The organism is Corynebacterium sp. 239_CJEI (assembly GCF_001055995.1).
Lineage (GTDB): Bacteria > Actinomycetota > Actinomycetes > Mycobacteriales > Mycobacteriaceae > Corynebacterium > Corynebacterium jeikeium_D.
The window spans coordinates 1-15,500 of record NZ_JVOW01000033.1; the positions used below are offsets into that span (position 1 = coordinate 1).

The following is a 15,500-nucleotide window of genomic DNA, read 5'->3' on the forward strand; positions in this document are numbered from 1 at the left end:
GGGTTAAGTAAAGAAAAGTGTGTCCGCATGCCACCATAACCCCAGACCACACACCACAAATCACCAAAGAATAGCTCCCCGAAAGCTATTACCCACACCATCCCACACCTCCGGCCACATTTGTGCTAACCGCACACCGGTTGGATTAAAGGATGACCACCAACCGCCCCAGCTGCCCACTATGCGGCAACAACACAAAGAAAAACGGCACCACCAGCAAATCAACCACCCGTTGGCGCTGCACCCACTGCGGACACTCCTTTACCCGCAACACCCAAACCCACAACAAAAACACCGCCACCATGGCTTTGTTCATCCAATGGGCCACCGGCACCCAATCTCTAACCACCTTCGCCGCACACCATGGCGTAACCAGGCAAACCATGCACCACCGATTCCGATGGTGCTGGTGGATCATCCCCACACCCACCATCGACTCATTCCGCATCCATGACCAAATCTTCCTCGACGCGACCTATCTAAAGTCCGGATGCCTCCTGATCGCAGCCAGTAAAACCCACGTCATCAACTGGACCTGGGCCAGACACGAAACCACCGCCGCCTACACCGAACTCCTACGCCCCATTGCCGCACCACTAATCGCAGTCACAGACGGCGGACAAGGTGCCCAATCAGCCATCCACCACTGCTGGCCAACAACACGCATCCAACGCTGCCTCGTCCACGCCCAACGAACAGTCCGCCGCCACACCACCAGCAACCCCCGCACCGATGCCGGCAAAACCCTCTACCGCCTAGCCCTGAAACTCACTCGCATCACCGACCTTGACCAAGCATCCACATGGGTCGCCCACCTGCACGAATTCGACCACACCTACCGGGAATGGATGAACGAGAAAACCACCATCAAAGACCCCGTTACCGGCGCCTACACCAAGGTCTACACCCACCAACGCGTCCGAGCGGCCTATCAATCATTGCTATCTCTGCACCGCAGAGACCTGCTGTTTACCTACCTGCAACCCCCACCAACAACCATCGACCCCGACAACCTTGCAGCAACAACAAACAGCCTCGAAGGTGGCATCAACGCCCCCATAAAAGAACTAGCCCGCAGACACCGCGGACTATCACTACCGCATCAACGCACAGTGATGGATTGGTGGCTGTATCTACATACAGAAGTCCCTGACGATCCGGTCAAGATCGCCAGGGACCAACGATGGGGTCAAGACGCACTTTCCACAGCAACAGACCTGATCACCCACAACACCACAGCCACTACCAATGACATCGGTGCACCAGCAGAATACGACACCGCCATCGACACCAGCTACCAACACAACCTCGGCATCCAAAAAGGCTGGATCAAATAACCGCAACACGCCCGGAAAAGACACACTTTTCTTTACTTAACCCGTAACTCGCATTGGGGTTAAATAATAAAAACCGCCTCCCGCCACATCCGAAATGAAATCGGAAAATAGCAGAAAGCGGTTAATTTCACGGCACAAGCGCCACAAGAACGGCACAGCGCCAAAAGGGAATTAGCCCTCCAGCTTGTTGAAAGCCTTAGCCATACCGGACTTCTTGTTAGCCGCAGTATTGCGGTGGAAGACGCCCTTGGTGACAGCCTTGTCCAGCTTGCGGGAAGCAACGCGCAGCTGAGCCTCAGCAGCAGCCTTGTCGCCAGCCTCAACAGCAGCCTGGAACTTGCGGATCTCAGTGCGGACTGCGGAGCGGATAGCCTGGTTACGCAGGCGAGCCTTCTCGTTGGTCTTGTTGCGCTTAATCTGGGACTTGATGTTTGCCATCGTGAATACCTCTTGTATCCGTAGTAGTTGGAATTGTTACCGCCCGCCACCAAGAAAAGTCCTGATCACAGTGCAAATTTCGGGTCGAACCTCTGCTGGTCAAACTAATTAACCAGCGAGTTAAAACCGCCCACTGCGCTTATACGACGATGAAAACGCGAACCCAAGGTCCTGCCCGCGCTCGCCGCAAAGGAACGCAACGGTAAACAACTTGCAGAATTCTAGCAAACAGCGCTGCCTAATACCAGCCGCTGCCTAATTCCAGCCGTAATCTCCGCGAAGTCGGGCGGCGATGAGCTCAAAGCGCCTACGGGGCATCATCGCACCTGCGCGGCGAATACCCGATTCTGGGATGAGCAAGATACGGTCCATGCGAACCCACGATGGCTTGGGGTCTTCATTCCAGAACCCGCTGCCGATAAACAGCCACTCCGGGTGCTCACTGTGCTCGCTGCGGGTGGAAATCAGCATGCCCAATAGGTACTGGTCATGGCGCCCAACCACGACCACAGCGCGCTCGCGCAGGGCAGCATTTTCACCTTCGAGCTGCAGCGGAATCCATACCACTTCGCCGGGGTCGGCCTGACCATCCATGTCGGGGCTGTAGACGATTGTGCGGGCCAACTCCGAGGTTGGGCGCGCGATGGTCACCGAATCTCGCAGTCGAAGTAGGGCCTCCTTGGACTCGTCGGAAAGCGAGGTGTCCTGGGCGAGGCCTAGCTGCATGTTGAGCTTAGACAGCGCCTCGTCGAGTGTGTCGGGGCCGCGGAACCACTCGGTACCGGCGAAAAGGCGCGCGCTGATGCGATTACGCAGGCGGCGCGGCCAGCTTTCGCGTTCATTTTGATCGGTGGACGAAGTGGAGCTCATAGAAACTAAGTCTAGAGGTTTAGTGCGGAGGGAATCGATAGGTAAGATTGTGCGTGATTGTATTTAAGCCCGGCTGGTCGGTTTTCGAGGCCGGCGCATATGGGTCGGCCAACGCCGCGCCCCAATGCCCATAACGTCTTTATTTTTCGGAGTAGACCCAACGTGACCAAGAATTTTGCGGAGCAGACTTTTACGGACCCCTCACGGATTCGAAATTTCTGCATTATTGCGCACATTGACCACGGTAAGTCCACCCTGGCGGACCGAATTCTGCAGCTCTCGGGCGTTGTTGAAGCACGCGATATGCGCGATCAGTACCTCGACAACATGGATATTGAGCGCGAGCGCGGCATCACCATTAAGGCTCAGAACGTGCGCCTGCCGTGGGTTCCGCGCACCGGCGAGCACGCGGGCGAAGAGATTGTCCTGCATCTGATTGATACGCCTGGTCACGTCGACTTCACCTACGAAGTCTCGCGTGCGCTAGAGGCGTGTGAAGGCGCGATTCTGCTTGTCGACGCTGCTCAGGGCATCGAAGCGCAGACGCTGGCCAACCTGTACCTGGCCATGGAAAACGACCTGGAGATCATTCCGGTTCTGAACAAGATTGACCTGCCGGCCGCGGATCCGGATAAGTACGCGGAGGAAATCGCGCACATCATCGGCTGTGAGCCGGAGGATGTCATGCGTGTGTCGGGCAAGACCGGTGAGGGCGTTGCGGAAATGCTCGACCGAGTCTGTGAGCTCGTCCCGGCACCGGTCGGCGATCCGGAGGCACCTGCTCGTGCGCTGATTTTTGACTCGGTCTACGACACCTACCGTGGTGTGGTCACGTACATCCGTGTTGTTGATGGGCAGCTCAAGCCGCGTGAAGTCATTCAGATGATGTCCACCGGAACTAAGCACGAGCTGTTGGAAATCGGCATCGTCTCGCCGCAGCCGAAGAAGTGTAAGGGCCTCGGCGTCGGCGAGGTCGGTTACCTCATCACCGGTGTGAAGGACGTCCGTCAGTCCAAGGTCGGTGACACCGTCACGCTGAACGCCACGCCGGCGGAGGAGCCGCTGGAAGGCTACGAAGAGCCGAAGCCGATGGTCTACTCCGGTCTGTTCCCAATCTCTCAGCAGGACTATCCTGACCTGCGTGATGCGTTGGAAAAGCTCCAGCTTAACGACGCTTCGTTGACATTTGAACCTGAGACTTCGGTGGCCCTCGGATTCGGTTTCCGCGGGGGCTTCCTGGGCTTGCTGCACATGGAGATCACCCGCGCCCGACTGGAGCGCGAGTTCGACCTGGACCTGATTTCGACGGCTCCAAACGTTGTCTACCGCGTTGTCACTGAGGACGGCACCGAGGTCACGGTTCACAATCCGAGTGACTGGCCTGAGGGTAAGCTCCGCGAGATTTACGAGCCGATGGTCAAGTGCACCATCGTCGTGCCAAGCGAGTTCGTTGGTCCTACCATGGAACTGTGCCAGCAGAAGCGCGGTGAGATGGGTGGCATGGACTACCTGTCGGAGGACCGCGTGGAGTTGCGCTACAAGATGCCACTGGGTGAGATCATCTTCGACTTCTTCGACATGCTGAAGTCCCGCACCAGGGGTTATGCTTCGCTGAACTACGAAGACGCCGGTGAGCAGATTGCGGATCTGGTCAAGGTGGACATCCTCTTGCAGGGCGAGGCCGTCGATGCGTTCTCCGCTATCGTCCACCGCGACAACGCGCAGTGGTACGGCAACAAGATGACCAAGAAGCTGCGCGAGCTGATTCCTCGCCAGCAGTTCGAGGTCCCAGTTCAGGCTGCAATCGGTTCGAAGATTATCGCCCGCGAGAACATCCGTGCACTGCGCAAGGACGTCCTTGCTAAGTGCTACGGCGGTGACATCTCCCGTAAGCGCAAGTTGCTGGAGAAGCAGAAGGCCGGTAAGAAGCGCATGAAGAACATCGGTTCGGTCTCGGTGCCGCAGGAGGCATTCGTGGCTGCGCTGTCCACTGACGAGGGCGGTAAGTAAAAGGGAAACTGCATGCCACGGAAGCGGAAGAAACTGGTCGAAGATTTCGAAGAGCTGCTTGAAGCCGGTGACATGGATGCGCTGAAGGCCGTCTATGACACTTGCGCTCTCAACGCGGTTTTCGGATACAGCAAGGACACTGCACTAGCGCTCCGTGGCACCCCGCCAGAGCTCATGCGCTGGCTGATCGAACAGGGTCTCGACGTCAACACCGAGAACCGGTTCGGTAAGACCGCGCTGGCAGAGCATGCCAACCGGGGCGACATCGACAGGATGAAGATTCTGCTCGAATGCGGTGCGGACACTGAAGCCGGTAAGTATCCTCCGCTTTTTATGGCAGCGAAGAGCCATCAGCCCAAGGCGATTGCGTTGCTGTTGGAAAATGGCGCTGACCTCCATAGAGAGAACCGCCTCGGCCACGGTCGTACAGCATTCAAAGAGGCAATCGCTACCGCCGATACCGATGCAGTCCGGCGAGTCCTAGAGAGTATCGAGGTTCTCCTGGACGCCGGTTCGGTCATCGACGACGAAGTCCGCGAAGAGTTCACTAAGTTTGGCCGCCGCTACAACCGCATGTCAGACAAGGCGCGCGACGAGTACCAGCCGGTCATGGATCGTCTCTACGAACGCATCGGTGCGGAACGTCCGGACGTGATTACGCCTCACGACGGCCACAGCGACATCATTGTCCCCGAAGACAAGTCGACCAATGGCCAGTTTAAATACCTCTGGAATTACCTTGTACCTGGTGGCGGTACAGCCGCGACTGTGCAGGGCGAAGTTATTCGCATCGTCGGTCGGCTCGGGTACGAGGCCCTGGAGATGGGCTACGTCAACTGGGACGAAGACTTTGTCCAGATGACCGACTTCTGGTTGGAGACGGTTGGGGCTGCCGAGGAAGCGATGACCGTCGTGAAGCAGCGCAAAGCCGGGGAGGCGGACATTGATGCGTTGACTGAAGCGGCAGTCGCGTGGGTTGCAGACCACCCGCAGCCGATTACGTTGGGCGAGGTCCCGTATCGGCGCTAGCCCCCAATTGGGTGACTAAAAAACTGTTAATGGCAAGCCCTACATAAATCGGCGGTGCCAGCCGTATCTTTGATGGGTGGAATCTGTCTACCTAACAGCAATACTGTTTTCGATTATCGGCGGACTCGGTGCTTCGTTGCTTCGGCTGCCGCCGCTGATTGGTTTCCTTGGGGCCGGTTTTGCCGTTCATGCAATGGGGCTTGAGGAAATCCCGTTTATTGATTCGCTGGCCGAGCTTGGTGTTACCACCTTGCTGTTCACTATTGGTCTGAAGCTGAATCCGAAGGATATCGTGGCGCCGCGAGTGGTCTTTTCGGGGCTGGGGCACGCGCTTTTGAACACGGTAGTTTTTGCCGTGCTGTTCGGTGTCGCGAGTTTCCTGCCGCTGCGTGAGCTCACGGGGCTGTCGGTGACCTCACTGATTTACATCGGCATCGCAACCTCGTTTTCCTCGACAGTGTTTGTGATGAGCCACCTGGAGGAGCAGAACCGAGGCGCTTCGGCTATCGGCCGCATCGCGATCGGTGTGCTGATTCTGCAGGACATCATTGCGGTCGGTGTGCTGGTGGTTTCGTCGGGTAAGACCCCGGAGCTGTGGGCGCTGGCGCTGCCGCTGTTGTTCTTTATTCGCCCACTGGCGGCGCGTCTTCCCAACCGCATGTTCCGCACTGAGCTGCTGGTTCTCACCGGTATTGGTATTGCCGTGGCCTCGTACTCGGCCTTCGAGCTGGCAGGGCTGTCCGGCTCGCTGGGGTCCCTGGTCGCCGGTATTCTGCTGTCCTCGCACCCAATTTCTGACCGTCTGTCGGAAGCTCTGATTAGTATCCGCGAGCTGCTGCTGGTCGCGTTCTTTATCCAAATTGGCCTCGGTGGTCTGCCAAGTGCTGGCGGCTACGTTATCGCCGCGATTATGGTCCTGTTCCTGGTGTTCAAGGTCACTATCTTCATCGGGATCCTCAAGCGCACCGGACTGTCCCTGCGCACTAGCGCGTTGGCGGGCCTGACGCTGAGTAACTACTCGGAGTTCGGTCTCATTGTCATGGCTGCGGCGACGCAACAGGACATTCTGCCCGATGAGTGGACCTCGATCATGGCGGTCGCCGTGGCGGGTAGCTTCATTGCCAGCTCGCTGATGGTCCCGCATGAGGACAAGCTGGTCAGCTTCCTGCAGAAGTTCGTCCCAGAAACCCCAGAGGACCGCCTGGTCCCAGAAGAGGCAACGGTCATTATTGATAACGCTGATGCCCTCATCATGGGTATGGGGCGCGTCGGCGTCGGTGTCTACGGCAGGTTGGTTAATGAGTACGGCATGAACGTCTTCGGCGTTGACTTCGATGAGGATCGCATCGAAGAGCTGCGTGAGCAGGGCTACCAGGTTATCTCGGGTGATGTGACAGACCCAGAGCTGTGGCACCACATCGAGTTGGAGAAGAAACCAGCGCTGTACGTGTTGGCGCTGTCTGAGCACGCTGAGACCTACGCGATGATTCAGAACATCCGTAAGCAGGACACCGAAGCCGTGGTTGCTACCACCACTAAGGTGCAGAGGTTTAAGGATCAGCTTCTCAACGTTGGTGCCGACATGGCCGTCTACCTTTATGACGGTGCTGGCGAGGAGCTTGCCGACCGCGCAGTGGAAACACTTAAGCAGCGTTCGTAGCCGGATCCGTGACCCCGTGATGGGCTAGCAGGGCTGCCGCGGCTAACCGCACTTTCAGATAAGCCTAAGCTGGAACTATGACTGATTTATATCTCGTGCGGCACGGCGAAACTGAGTGGTCGCGCACTGGACAGCACACATCGGTAACTGATCTTCCTCTGACTGACAACGGTCGGGAAGAAGCCGAGGCCCTGAACGGCTGGCTGGATCCGAAGGACTTTGGGCTAGTGCTGGCATCACCCCGCCAGCGTGCCCAAGAGACCGCTCGATTGGCAGGATTCCACGACTTCGAAGTCGAAGAGGATCTCGCGGAATGGTTCTACGGCGACTACGAGGGGATTACCTCGAAGGAAGTGCAGAAGACTGTTCCCGACTGGCAGATTTGGACTCACGGTGTGCCCAATGGCGAAACCGCGGAAGAAGTCCGCAAGCGCGTTGAACGTGTAGTCAAAAGGGTTCGTGAATCGGGTGAAGACAAGGCGATTCTATTCGCCCACGGTCACTCGCTGCGTGCGCTCACTACGGCCTGGTTGGAACTGCCCATTGAACTTGGCCAGTCCTTCCCATTGAATACTGCGTCCCTGTCAGTGCTTGGTCGCTACCATGACCGGCCTGCGGTTCTGCGCTGGAACCTCTCGCGGGGGCTGTAGCGGCGTTGTGGCCAGTGTCTCGGTGAATTCGCCGACACCGTTCAAGCTCTGTAGTGGGCGCCCGTGAATCACAATTCCGGTGCCTTCGATATCGGGGAGACCACCACGGCGGTGTTGTTACGGCGCGCGCCGAACCCTTCACCAGGTTTTGGTGCATATTCGCAGGATAGGACCCAATTGCACGCTCGCCGCTCACGTCGACTCTCCTTTGTTTACTTGTCTCCTTTAGTTAACTCCTTTTCCCGACCAGCTGTCGTATACAAGTAAGCAGTGCGACGTTTAGGGGACTCGGTGAGTCCAGCCCTCCGTGCCGTATTTGGTGTCAATAAGATGCTGCGCCGCAGCGAAGTCCTCGTCGGAAAGCGATGCCTCGGTGGCGCCGTAGCGGTTGATGAATGTCTGCTTCATCGTGTCAATGACTTCCGCGCGGCTGGCACCGGTCTGGCGACGGAGCGGATCGACGCGCTTCTTCGCGCTGCGCAGGCCCTTATCGGCAATCTTGGCCTTGCCAATGCGCAGGACTTCCATCATTTTGTCGGCATCGATGTCATAACTCATGGTGACGTGGTGGAGCACTGTCGAACCACGGCGCTTCTGTGCGGCACCACCAATCTTGCCGCCATCGGAGGTGATGTCATTGATGGGGACGTACCACGCATTGACGCCGAGCTGTGCGAGTGCGGCGATGACCCAGCGGTCGAGGAACTCATAGGATTCGACGTAGCTGAGGCCGGCGACCAGCTTCTCCGGAACATAGATCGAGTAGGTGACGCAGTTGCCACCCTCCATGAACATCGCGCCACCGCCGGAGAGACGACGCACCACTTGCACATCGTGCTTCTCTACGCCCTCGGGTTCGAGTTCATTGACATAGGACTGGTAGGAACCGATGACGGTGGCACGATCATCCCAATCCCAGAAGCGCAGAGTTGGTCCGCGCTGTCCGGAATTGACTTGGTCAAGGAGGAGTTCGTCGAGGGCAACATTCATCACCGTCGGCAGGACTCCCGGCTGCAAAACCTCCCACTCCAAATCAGTGAAGTCGACAGCCTGTGTCAGTGCACGTCGAACGACCTGCGCAATGATGTGGGTATCAAAACCGTGCAGTCGCACCTCGCGACCAGACTGCTCCTCAAAATCCTTCAGCGCCGCATCGAGGCGAGCCTGTAGGCGTTCCGTATTGTCCCCGGCAGGCGCACCGAGGAGAGCGTCATTAATAATGTCGTAGGCTTCATCGGGTTCGAGGAAAAAATCGCCCGAAATGCTTATCGACGAAATAGTGTCACCGGTGGTCTCGCAGTCGGCAACAACCAATTTGCCGCCGGGAACCTTCATTTCTGAGTGGAATTTCTGCGGGTGCGTCATAGGATTCGATGGTACTCGCGCCGGGCGTTACGATGTCCTCCGTGTTTACCTCATCAACTTTGGATCACCGCGCCCGCAAAATTGTTGCGTGGGTAGCAGGCCTGAATCTTCTCGGATTCTTCATTGAATTAATTGTTGCCTCAATTATTGGTTCCGCAGCGCTGTTCGCCGACGCTGCAGACTTTCTTGAAGACTTTCTGATCAACCTGCTGGTTCTCACCGCATTGGGGTGGTCGCTGGCGAGCCGTCGTAAAGCGAGCTTCGGCCTTGCCGGGCTGATTCTGATTCCGGCGATTGCGGCGTTCGGCACCGCCATTTGGAAGATGATTAGCGGTGAGCCGCCAGAGCCACTAACGCTGTCGGTGACGGCAATTATCGCGATGGTCATCAACCTGGTCTGTGCGATTTTGCTGATGAACCTGCGCAAGGCCGACAGTGCGCTCATGCGCGGCGCGTGGTTGGCGGCGCGTAACGACGTCCTGGCGAACCTGCTCATTCTCGCCGCCGGAGTGGTCACCATTTTCTGGTTCAGCGCATGGCCGGACATCGTCGTGGGACTTGTCATCGGCGTCATTAATCTCACGGCAGCGAAGGAAGTTTACGAGCAGGCGCGTGCCGAAGACCCCGAGCTGGAGATGGATGATGACGACTAGCGCTGACTAGTCCGGGGGTGGGAGCGAAGGTTGGGAAGGGGCCGGGGAGGGCCGGGGCCTACTTCCACATATCCTTCTGCCACTGCGGCTTATGGGCGTAGGTGAACTCGTAGTATTCCTTGTTCTTCAGCTCACTGGCTGCGGCCTGGTCAATGACAACCGTGGCCCGTGGGTGCAGCTGCAATACGGACGCAGGCATCGACGCGCTCAGTGGGCCCTCGATGGATGCGGCAATAGCGTGCGCCTTTGCGGTGCCGGTGGCCAGCAGCAGGAGGTGCCCCGCACGTGAAATGGTGCCAAGCCCCTGGGTGACCACGTGGTACGGCACATCGTCCGCGGAGTCGAAGAAGCGGGCGTTATCCAGCACGGTCTGCGGGTGCAGCGTCTTAATGCGAGTCAGAGAGCCAAAAGAGCTGGCGGGCTCGTTAAAACCAACATGCCCATTGGTGCCGATGCCCAGCAACTGAATGTCAATGCCGCCGGCCTCGATAATCTTTCGCTCGTAATCCTCGCAGGCCGCGCCGATATCGTCCGCGAGGCCATCGGGAATATGGACCCTCGCCGGGTCAACATCCACGTGATCGGAAAACTCATTGTGAATCACGTGGTAGTAGCTCTGCTCATGCTCGATGGGCAGTCCCACGTATTCGTCGAGTGCGAAGAAACTGCAGTCCTTAAAAGTGACTTCACCAGCCCGATGGCGACGAATCAGTTCCCGATACGTCGCAAGCGGAGTCGATCCTGTCGCTACACCGAGGTTTCCACCTTTGTTGGCGTAGTGAGCGAGGTAGTCCGAAGCGATGCTCGCGACTTCGGCCTCAGAATCGACGATGATGATTTCCATGGTGGAACACTCCTGAAAACGAGGGCTCGTGGCAGAAATTGCAAAAGGTGCGAGACAGAGTACCAGTGACTCCACAACGCTAAGCGCTATAGCCCTATTCAGATGAGGTTAATCTGCCACGGGGTGAGACCTGTAATTGAGCCCTGTTTTTCCTGCGTAGGCTACTTCACCCAGAAGTTGCCGTCTTCATCCTTGTAGATGATGTCGCCAGCGTGAGCGACCTGGGTGTCGTTAACCTGAAGCTCAACCAAATCCAGCGTTTCGACGATTGGTTCAATGTAGACGCCACCGTTAAACCAAACCTTGAAAGCATCTGCTGAAGTCGAAGAACCGGAGAAACGGTGTTCTTCATACTTGTGCACTGGTGCAAAGGGGCAACCAATAGCCTGTGCGACAGCTGGAGAGGCAGCAACAGCGCCCAGCACAGTAGCGGCACCGATGGCGACAGCGGCGATAGAGCGAGAGAATTTCATGAGGCAATTCTATGCCGATTCAGTCCCGGATGGGAAGGCCGGGCTGAACGGCTGCTTCCCTGTATTTACCGCCACTCGGCAGTTGCCGGGTCAATGCCTTCCTTACGGGCCTGAGCTTCAATCAGCTCCAGCAGGTAGCCAGCATTGCCGCGGTAGTACCGATCAAACCGGGAATCAGCGACGTACATGCGAGCCAACAGAATCTGCTTTTCTCGACCAGCCTCGTAGAAGCGAGTAATAGAGGCCAAGTGACGGTCAACTAGCTCGGCCGCCTCAGCGGAACCGGGCTCGACGTGGCGCTCGGCGGCGTCGGCAAGCGCATCGGCAAAATCCTTAGCCTCTGCTTCAAGCTCGGCCCAGTCGCTGTCCTTCATCTTTTCCTGAGCCTGCTGAGACTGCTCCCACTCAGTGGTGTCGCCCCAGCGCTCCTCAGCTTCGGCTTCTAGATTCTGCCAGTCGCGGCCCAAGAGCTCCGCTTTCGTCTTTGCTTTCATGGTATTTCCTTCCTCAATCAGTTTGTCCAAGGACTGCACCATGTGGTGCAGGTCAGCGATCTTCTCGGTGAGAACAGTTCGCTGTGCGAGTAAACGATCTTTCCGACTTCTCGGGGAGGAATCGCCGTGGATGAACTCCTCGATAGTCTTCAACGGCACACCGGCGGCGCGGTAGACCAGAATCTCCAGCGCGGTGTCGATGTCCTCATCGGTGTAGAGGCGGTAATCGGACCACGTGCGATACTGCGGGCTGAGTAGTCCGATGGCATCCCAATGCCTCAGCGTGCGCGTGGTAACGCCCAGGAGCTCGGCTGCCTCGCCGATGGTGTACTCGTTGTCGTTGTTGCTCACGGGAATCATCTTTCTGTTTGACGCCGCGTCAAGGTCAAGACCTGACGCCGAAATCCGTCGAGGAAGTTAGCTGGGGCAGCCGCAGGGGAGGGAGCGGGGCCGGGGTCCGCCAATCTTCGAGGCTCTACCGCAAGAGCCGAAGCCGATTGATTGCCGCTGCGACCTCCTGGACGCGAGGCTCGGCCAGATGACCAGAGTTGGTGAACTCAGCTGTCACATCGAAGAGTGAATGACAAAAGTTGTCGTACTCGCGCTGGATTAGGTCGGTGAGGTCAGTACGCCCATCGAGCTGCTTTACGACGGCGCCCAGAATCCGGGCAATTGCTTCTGTTTGGGAGGAGTCCATCAATTGGCTGACAGCGCGCAAATCAAGATTGTCCTTGCCCACCTGAATCAGCTCTAGACCACGAGCACGCGGTGGCTTAGGTGGTTTCGCACCGCCACCGCGCCCACCGCGACCGCCGCCGCGGCCGCCATGCCCACCACGGCCACCACCGGTAGGGAAGTCAGCCTGCAGAAAACGCTCACCGATCTGCGCAAAAGCAGGCGAAGGCTCAGCCGGAGTAGCCGATTCGCGAAGTTCACGGGCGCGCTCGGTGACGTCGTAAGGCGTGTACGCATCCATAGCAATCACGGTGTCCGCGACATCGATGAATGCGCCGGACCCACCAGCGACGATGACCGTGGAGATTCCGTGGTTTTCCCAGAGCTCGCGGACCCGTGCGACCAGTGGAGTAATCGGCTCGCGGTCATCGGGGATGAGGCGGCGCATGCGCTCATCGCGAATCATGAAGTTGGTTGCGGAAGTGTCCTCGTCGATGAGCAGCACGCGCGCACCGGAACCTAGCGCCTCCATCAGGCCCGCAGCTTGGGACGTCGACCCCGATGCATTCGCGGTGGAAAATCGAGTCGTGTCATCACCGGAGGGAAGGCCGTTGATAAACGGCGAGATATCCACACCAGTGATGGCTCGGCCGTCCTCGGCACGCAGCGCAACCGCAGTCTCGTCGGCGACTACAAACTCGCGGCCATCGCCAGCGACATGGTTATAAACACCCGTGACCAGGGAGGACAACAACGTGGACTTGCCGTGATAACCGCCACCGACAATCAACGTCACGCCCCGCGGAATACCCATGCCATGCACGGTTTTTCCCGATGGCAGTTGAAAAGTGTGCTGCAGCGATTCCGGCGAGGTAAACGCAGTCGCGCCGGGCTTCGGCAGCTGGCTATTGCCCGCCTGACGAGGCAACACCGACCCGTCTGCCACAAACCCAATCAGGTCCGCGCCCGCCACTGCACGGCGCAAAAACAGCTGGTCATACTCCAATTCCGCGGCTGCGTCGAGCGCATCGATGGGTGCGTTCACGATGGCGTCGTCAAGCGCGTCCAACAGATCCTCACAGATCAAGCGCGCCGCCTCACGCCCGAGAATGCGTCGGCCGCGGGCGGGCAGTTGGATTTCTAGGCTGATCTGGAGGGCATCGTCATGCTTATCGACGTCGTGCGCATCCGCACAGAGCTCAGCGACAGCTGCTCGGCGCAAGACCTGCTGACCTGGAGAATCAATGAATAGTCCGCGACCATACTTCTTCAAAGCGCGCACGAGGCGGCGGTTCAACAAATCGAGCTCCGCCGTGCTGAACCTACCGGGCTGTGACCGGGAGGCGCCGCGATAGTCCAGTACGGACAGCGGAATGTGGACGCGTGCCCGCGATGCCGGGGCGTAGGGGTCGGATTGAACCTTGTCGATAAATAGCGTCGCGTCCAGGTCTGGCAGCTCGTGGGAGCCACGAAGAGATTTGTATGCACCGTAGCTCTTGCCATCGAGGTTGGAGAGACGTCGATAAAGGTCAGCGGGCATATTTCTACTTTCGTTGAAGATGTTAGATGTTCTTCCCGCGAGTGTAATGGCAGAAGGGGCAAGCGCGTTTCGTGCTTCGACTGGCCTGAGCAGACAGTCGCGTGCGTCAGCGCCGTTGCTGCGGACAGGTAGCGTGAAAGGTATGACGGATAGCTCGGTAGCTGACAAACCTGTAGGGGACAACCCAGAGTCGGTGCAAAAACACGCCAGCACCAACGCCAAGCGCTATGTTTGGGCGCACGGCCTGCAGAATATTGGCGATCAAATCGTCGCGGCAAAGACGTTGTTGCCATGGTTGCTGCATTCGGCTGGCGCGCCGGGCTTCTTCATCGCCATGCTTGTGCCAGTGCGTGAGTCCGGCTCTATGCTGCCGCAGGCTGCGCTGACACCGTGGGTGAAATCTCGCCCGCGCCGCACGACCGTCTGGATTGCCGGGGCGTTGGGGCAAGCGGTCGCTGCAGCGCTGATTGGTCTGGCGGCGTTGTTCCTGGAAGGTACCGCGCTCGGTGTTGCTGTAATCCTCGCACTTGCAGGCTTTGCGACGGCCCGAGCACTGTGCTCGATGGCCTCCAAGGATGTTCAAGGACGCACGATTCCGAAGGGGCAGCGCGGGCAGATCAGCGGCCGAGCTGCGATGTTGGGCGGTGTCGCCGCAATTATTGTTGGTGCGGTGTTGTGGATCATCCGCGATAACGTCACCAAACCGATCGTGGCGGGGCTCATCTTTGCTGCAGCTCTGTCATGGGTGGCAGCGGTTTTGATTTTCCGCGGAATTGTCGAGCCCACCAATGAAGATGACAAGGAAGAGCCGAATAAAACCTGGTGGCAGGACACCTGGCGGCTATTTGCGGAGGATAAGAACTTCCGTGACTTCGTGATTGTCCGTAGCTTGTTGCTGGTCACAGCACTATCTACGTCGTTCATCGTGACCTTGAGTGCGCAGGTGGGTGCTGATCTGGAAGCTTCAGACGGTAGCGGCGGGGGAGTGAACGCAAACGTCGGCATCTTCATGCTCGCTGCGGGTTTCGCTTCTCTGATTGGTGGAAAAGTCGCCGGAATCTGGTCGGATAAATCCTCAAAGAAGGTCCTGACCTACTCTTCGCTCGTCGGCTCGATCGTGCTTTTCCTGCTGGTCGCAAGTGCGCACTGGCTTTCCACCAGCGCCAATGCCTGGATTTTCCCACTCGGTTTCTTCGCAATGTCCGTCGTTCACGCCGGTGTTCGTGTGGCTCGTTCGACCTATGTTGTTGACATGGCAGAAGGCGACAAGCGCACCGAGTACGTCGGAGCGGCCAACACCATCATGGGTGTTGTCCTGCTCATCGTCGGTGCGCTGTCGGGTGTTATCGCTAGCTTCGGCCCTGCGGCGGCTCTAATCTTCCTGGCGCTGATGGGACTGGTTGGTGTCGCTATGTCCAGCAGGCTGAAGGAAGTCTCGGCTCCGCGCAGGGCAGTTCTTTAG

At 58.1% G+C, this 15,500-nt stretch carries 14 protein-coding genes; 7 read left to right on the forward strand and 7 right to left on the reverse strand.

Annotated features, from left to right (window positions below; translation table 11 throughout):
- Positions 1-152 precede the first annotated feature (152 nt).
- Entirely contained in the window at positions 153-1,337 is a 1,185-nt protein-coding gene (locus ADB08_RS09180) for an IS256-like element IS3503 family transposase (protein WP_015382061.1), read from the forward strand.
- Positions 1,338-1,508: 171 nt separating this feature from the next.
- On the opposite strand, the gene rpsT is transcribed toward ADB08_RS09180, so the two are convergent.
- Positions 1,509-1,775 (reverse strand): 30S ribosomal protein S20, encoded by a 267-nt coding sequence (rpsT, locus tag ADB08_RS09185; protein ID WP_016422323.1) that lies wholly within the window; start codon positions 1,773-1,775, stop codon positions 1,509-1,511.
- Positions 1,776-2,030: 255 nt separating this feature from the next.
- Positions 2,031-2,645 carry a type II toxin-antitoxin system PemK/MazF family toxin gene (locus ADB08_RS09190; protein ID WP_049172622.1) on the reverse strand — a complete coding sequence of 205 codons (615 nt, stop codon included), beginning with the start codon at positions 2,643-2,645 and terminating at the stop codon, positions 2,031-2,033.
- 162 nt (positions 2,646-2,807) lie between these two features.
- On the opposite strand from ADB08_RS09190, the gene lepA reads away from it, so the two are divergent.
- The 4 genes from lepA (at position 2,808) to ADB08_RS09210 (ending at position 7,994) form a co-directional block, all read left to right on the forward strand.
- Entirely contained in the window at positions 2,808-4,655 is a 1,848-nt protein-coding gene (gene lepA / locus ADB08_RS09195; protein WP_049172624.1) for a translation elongation factor 4, read from the forward strand.
- Between the two features lie 12 nt (positions 4,656-4,667).
- Entirely contained in the window at positions 4,668-5,684 is a 1,017-nt protein-coding gene (locus ADB08_RS09200; RefSeq protein WP_049172626.1) for an ankyrin repeat domain-containing protein, read from the forward strand.
- A 76-nt stretch (positions 5,685-5,760) separates the two neighbouring features.
- Entirely contained in the window at positions 5,761-7,344 is a 1,584-nt protein-coding gene (locus ADB08_RS09205; protein WP_049172629.1) for a cation:proton antiporter family protein, read from the forward strand.
- Positions 7,345-7,421: 77 nt separating this feature from the next.
- The gene (locus tag ADB08_RS09210) at positions 7,422-7,994 is read left to right on the forward strand and encodes a histidine phosphatase family protein (protein ID WP_049172631.1); all 573 of its coding nucleotides are present in this window, start codon (positions 7,422-7,424) and stop codon (positions 7,992-7,994) included.
- 279 nt (positions 7,995-8,273) lie between these two features.
- Here ADB08_RS09210 and ADB08_RS09215 read toward each other — a convergent pair whose 3' ends face one another.
- Positions 8,274-9,359: a lipoate--protein ligase family protein gene (locus ADB08_RS09215; protein ID WP_049172633.1), complete on the reverse strand. Its 1,086-nt coding sequence runs from the start codon at positions 9,357-9,359 to the stop codon at positions 8,274-8,276.
- Between the two features lie 32 nt (positions 9,360-9,391).
- Here ADB08_RS09215 and ADB08_RS09220 point away from each other — a divergent pair, with 32 nt between their 5' ends.
- Entirely contained in the window at positions 9,392-10,012 is a 621-nt protein-coding gene (locus tag ADB08_RS09220; RefSeq protein WP_049172738.1) for a cation transporter, read from the forward strand.
- 58 nt (positions 10,013-10,070) lie between these two features.
- On the opposite strand, the gene nagB is transcribed toward ADB08_RS09220, so the two are convergent.
- The 4 genes from nagB to ADB08_RS09240 all read right to left on the reverse strand — a co-directional run bounded on the left by nagB (position 10,071) and on the right by ADB08_RS09240 (position 14,038).
- Positions 10,071-10,856: a glucosamine-6-phosphate deaminase gene (nagB, locus tag ADB08_RS09225; RefSeq protein ID WP_049172635.1), complete on the reverse strand. Its 786-nt coding sequence runs from the start codon at positions 10,854-10,856 to the stop codon at positions 10,071-10,073.
- A gap of 161 nt (positions 10,857-11,017) precedes the next feature.
- On the reverse strand, positions 11,018-11,329 hold the full coding sequence (locus ADB08_RS09230) for a hypothetical protein (RefSeq protein WP_049172637.1): 312 nt from the start codon (positions 11,327-11,329) through the stop codon (positions 11,018-11,020).
- Between the two features lie 65 nt (positions 11,330-11,394).
- Positions 11,395-12,183: a MerR family transcriptional regulator gene (locus tag ADB08_RS09235; protein ID WP_049172640.1), complete on the reverse strand. Its 789-nt coding sequence runs from the start codon at positions 12,181-12,183 to the stop codon at positions 11,395-11,397.
- Between the two features lie 115 nt (positions 12,184-12,298).
- Positions 12,299-14,038 carry an ABC-ATPase domain-containing protein gene (locus tag ADB08_RS09240; RefSeq protein ID WP_049172642.1) on the reverse strand — a complete coding sequence of 580 codons (1,740 nt, stop codon included), beginning with the start codon at positions 14,036-14,038 and terminating at the stop codon, positions 12,299-12,301.
- Positions 14,039-14,180: 142 nt separating this feature from the next.
- On the opposite strand from ADB08_RS09240, the gene ADB08_RS09245 reads away from it, so the two are divergent.
- Entirely contained in the window at positions 14,181-15,500 is a 1,320-nt protein-coding gene (locus tag ADB08_RS09245; protein ID WP_224784251.1) for an MFS transporter, read from the forward strand.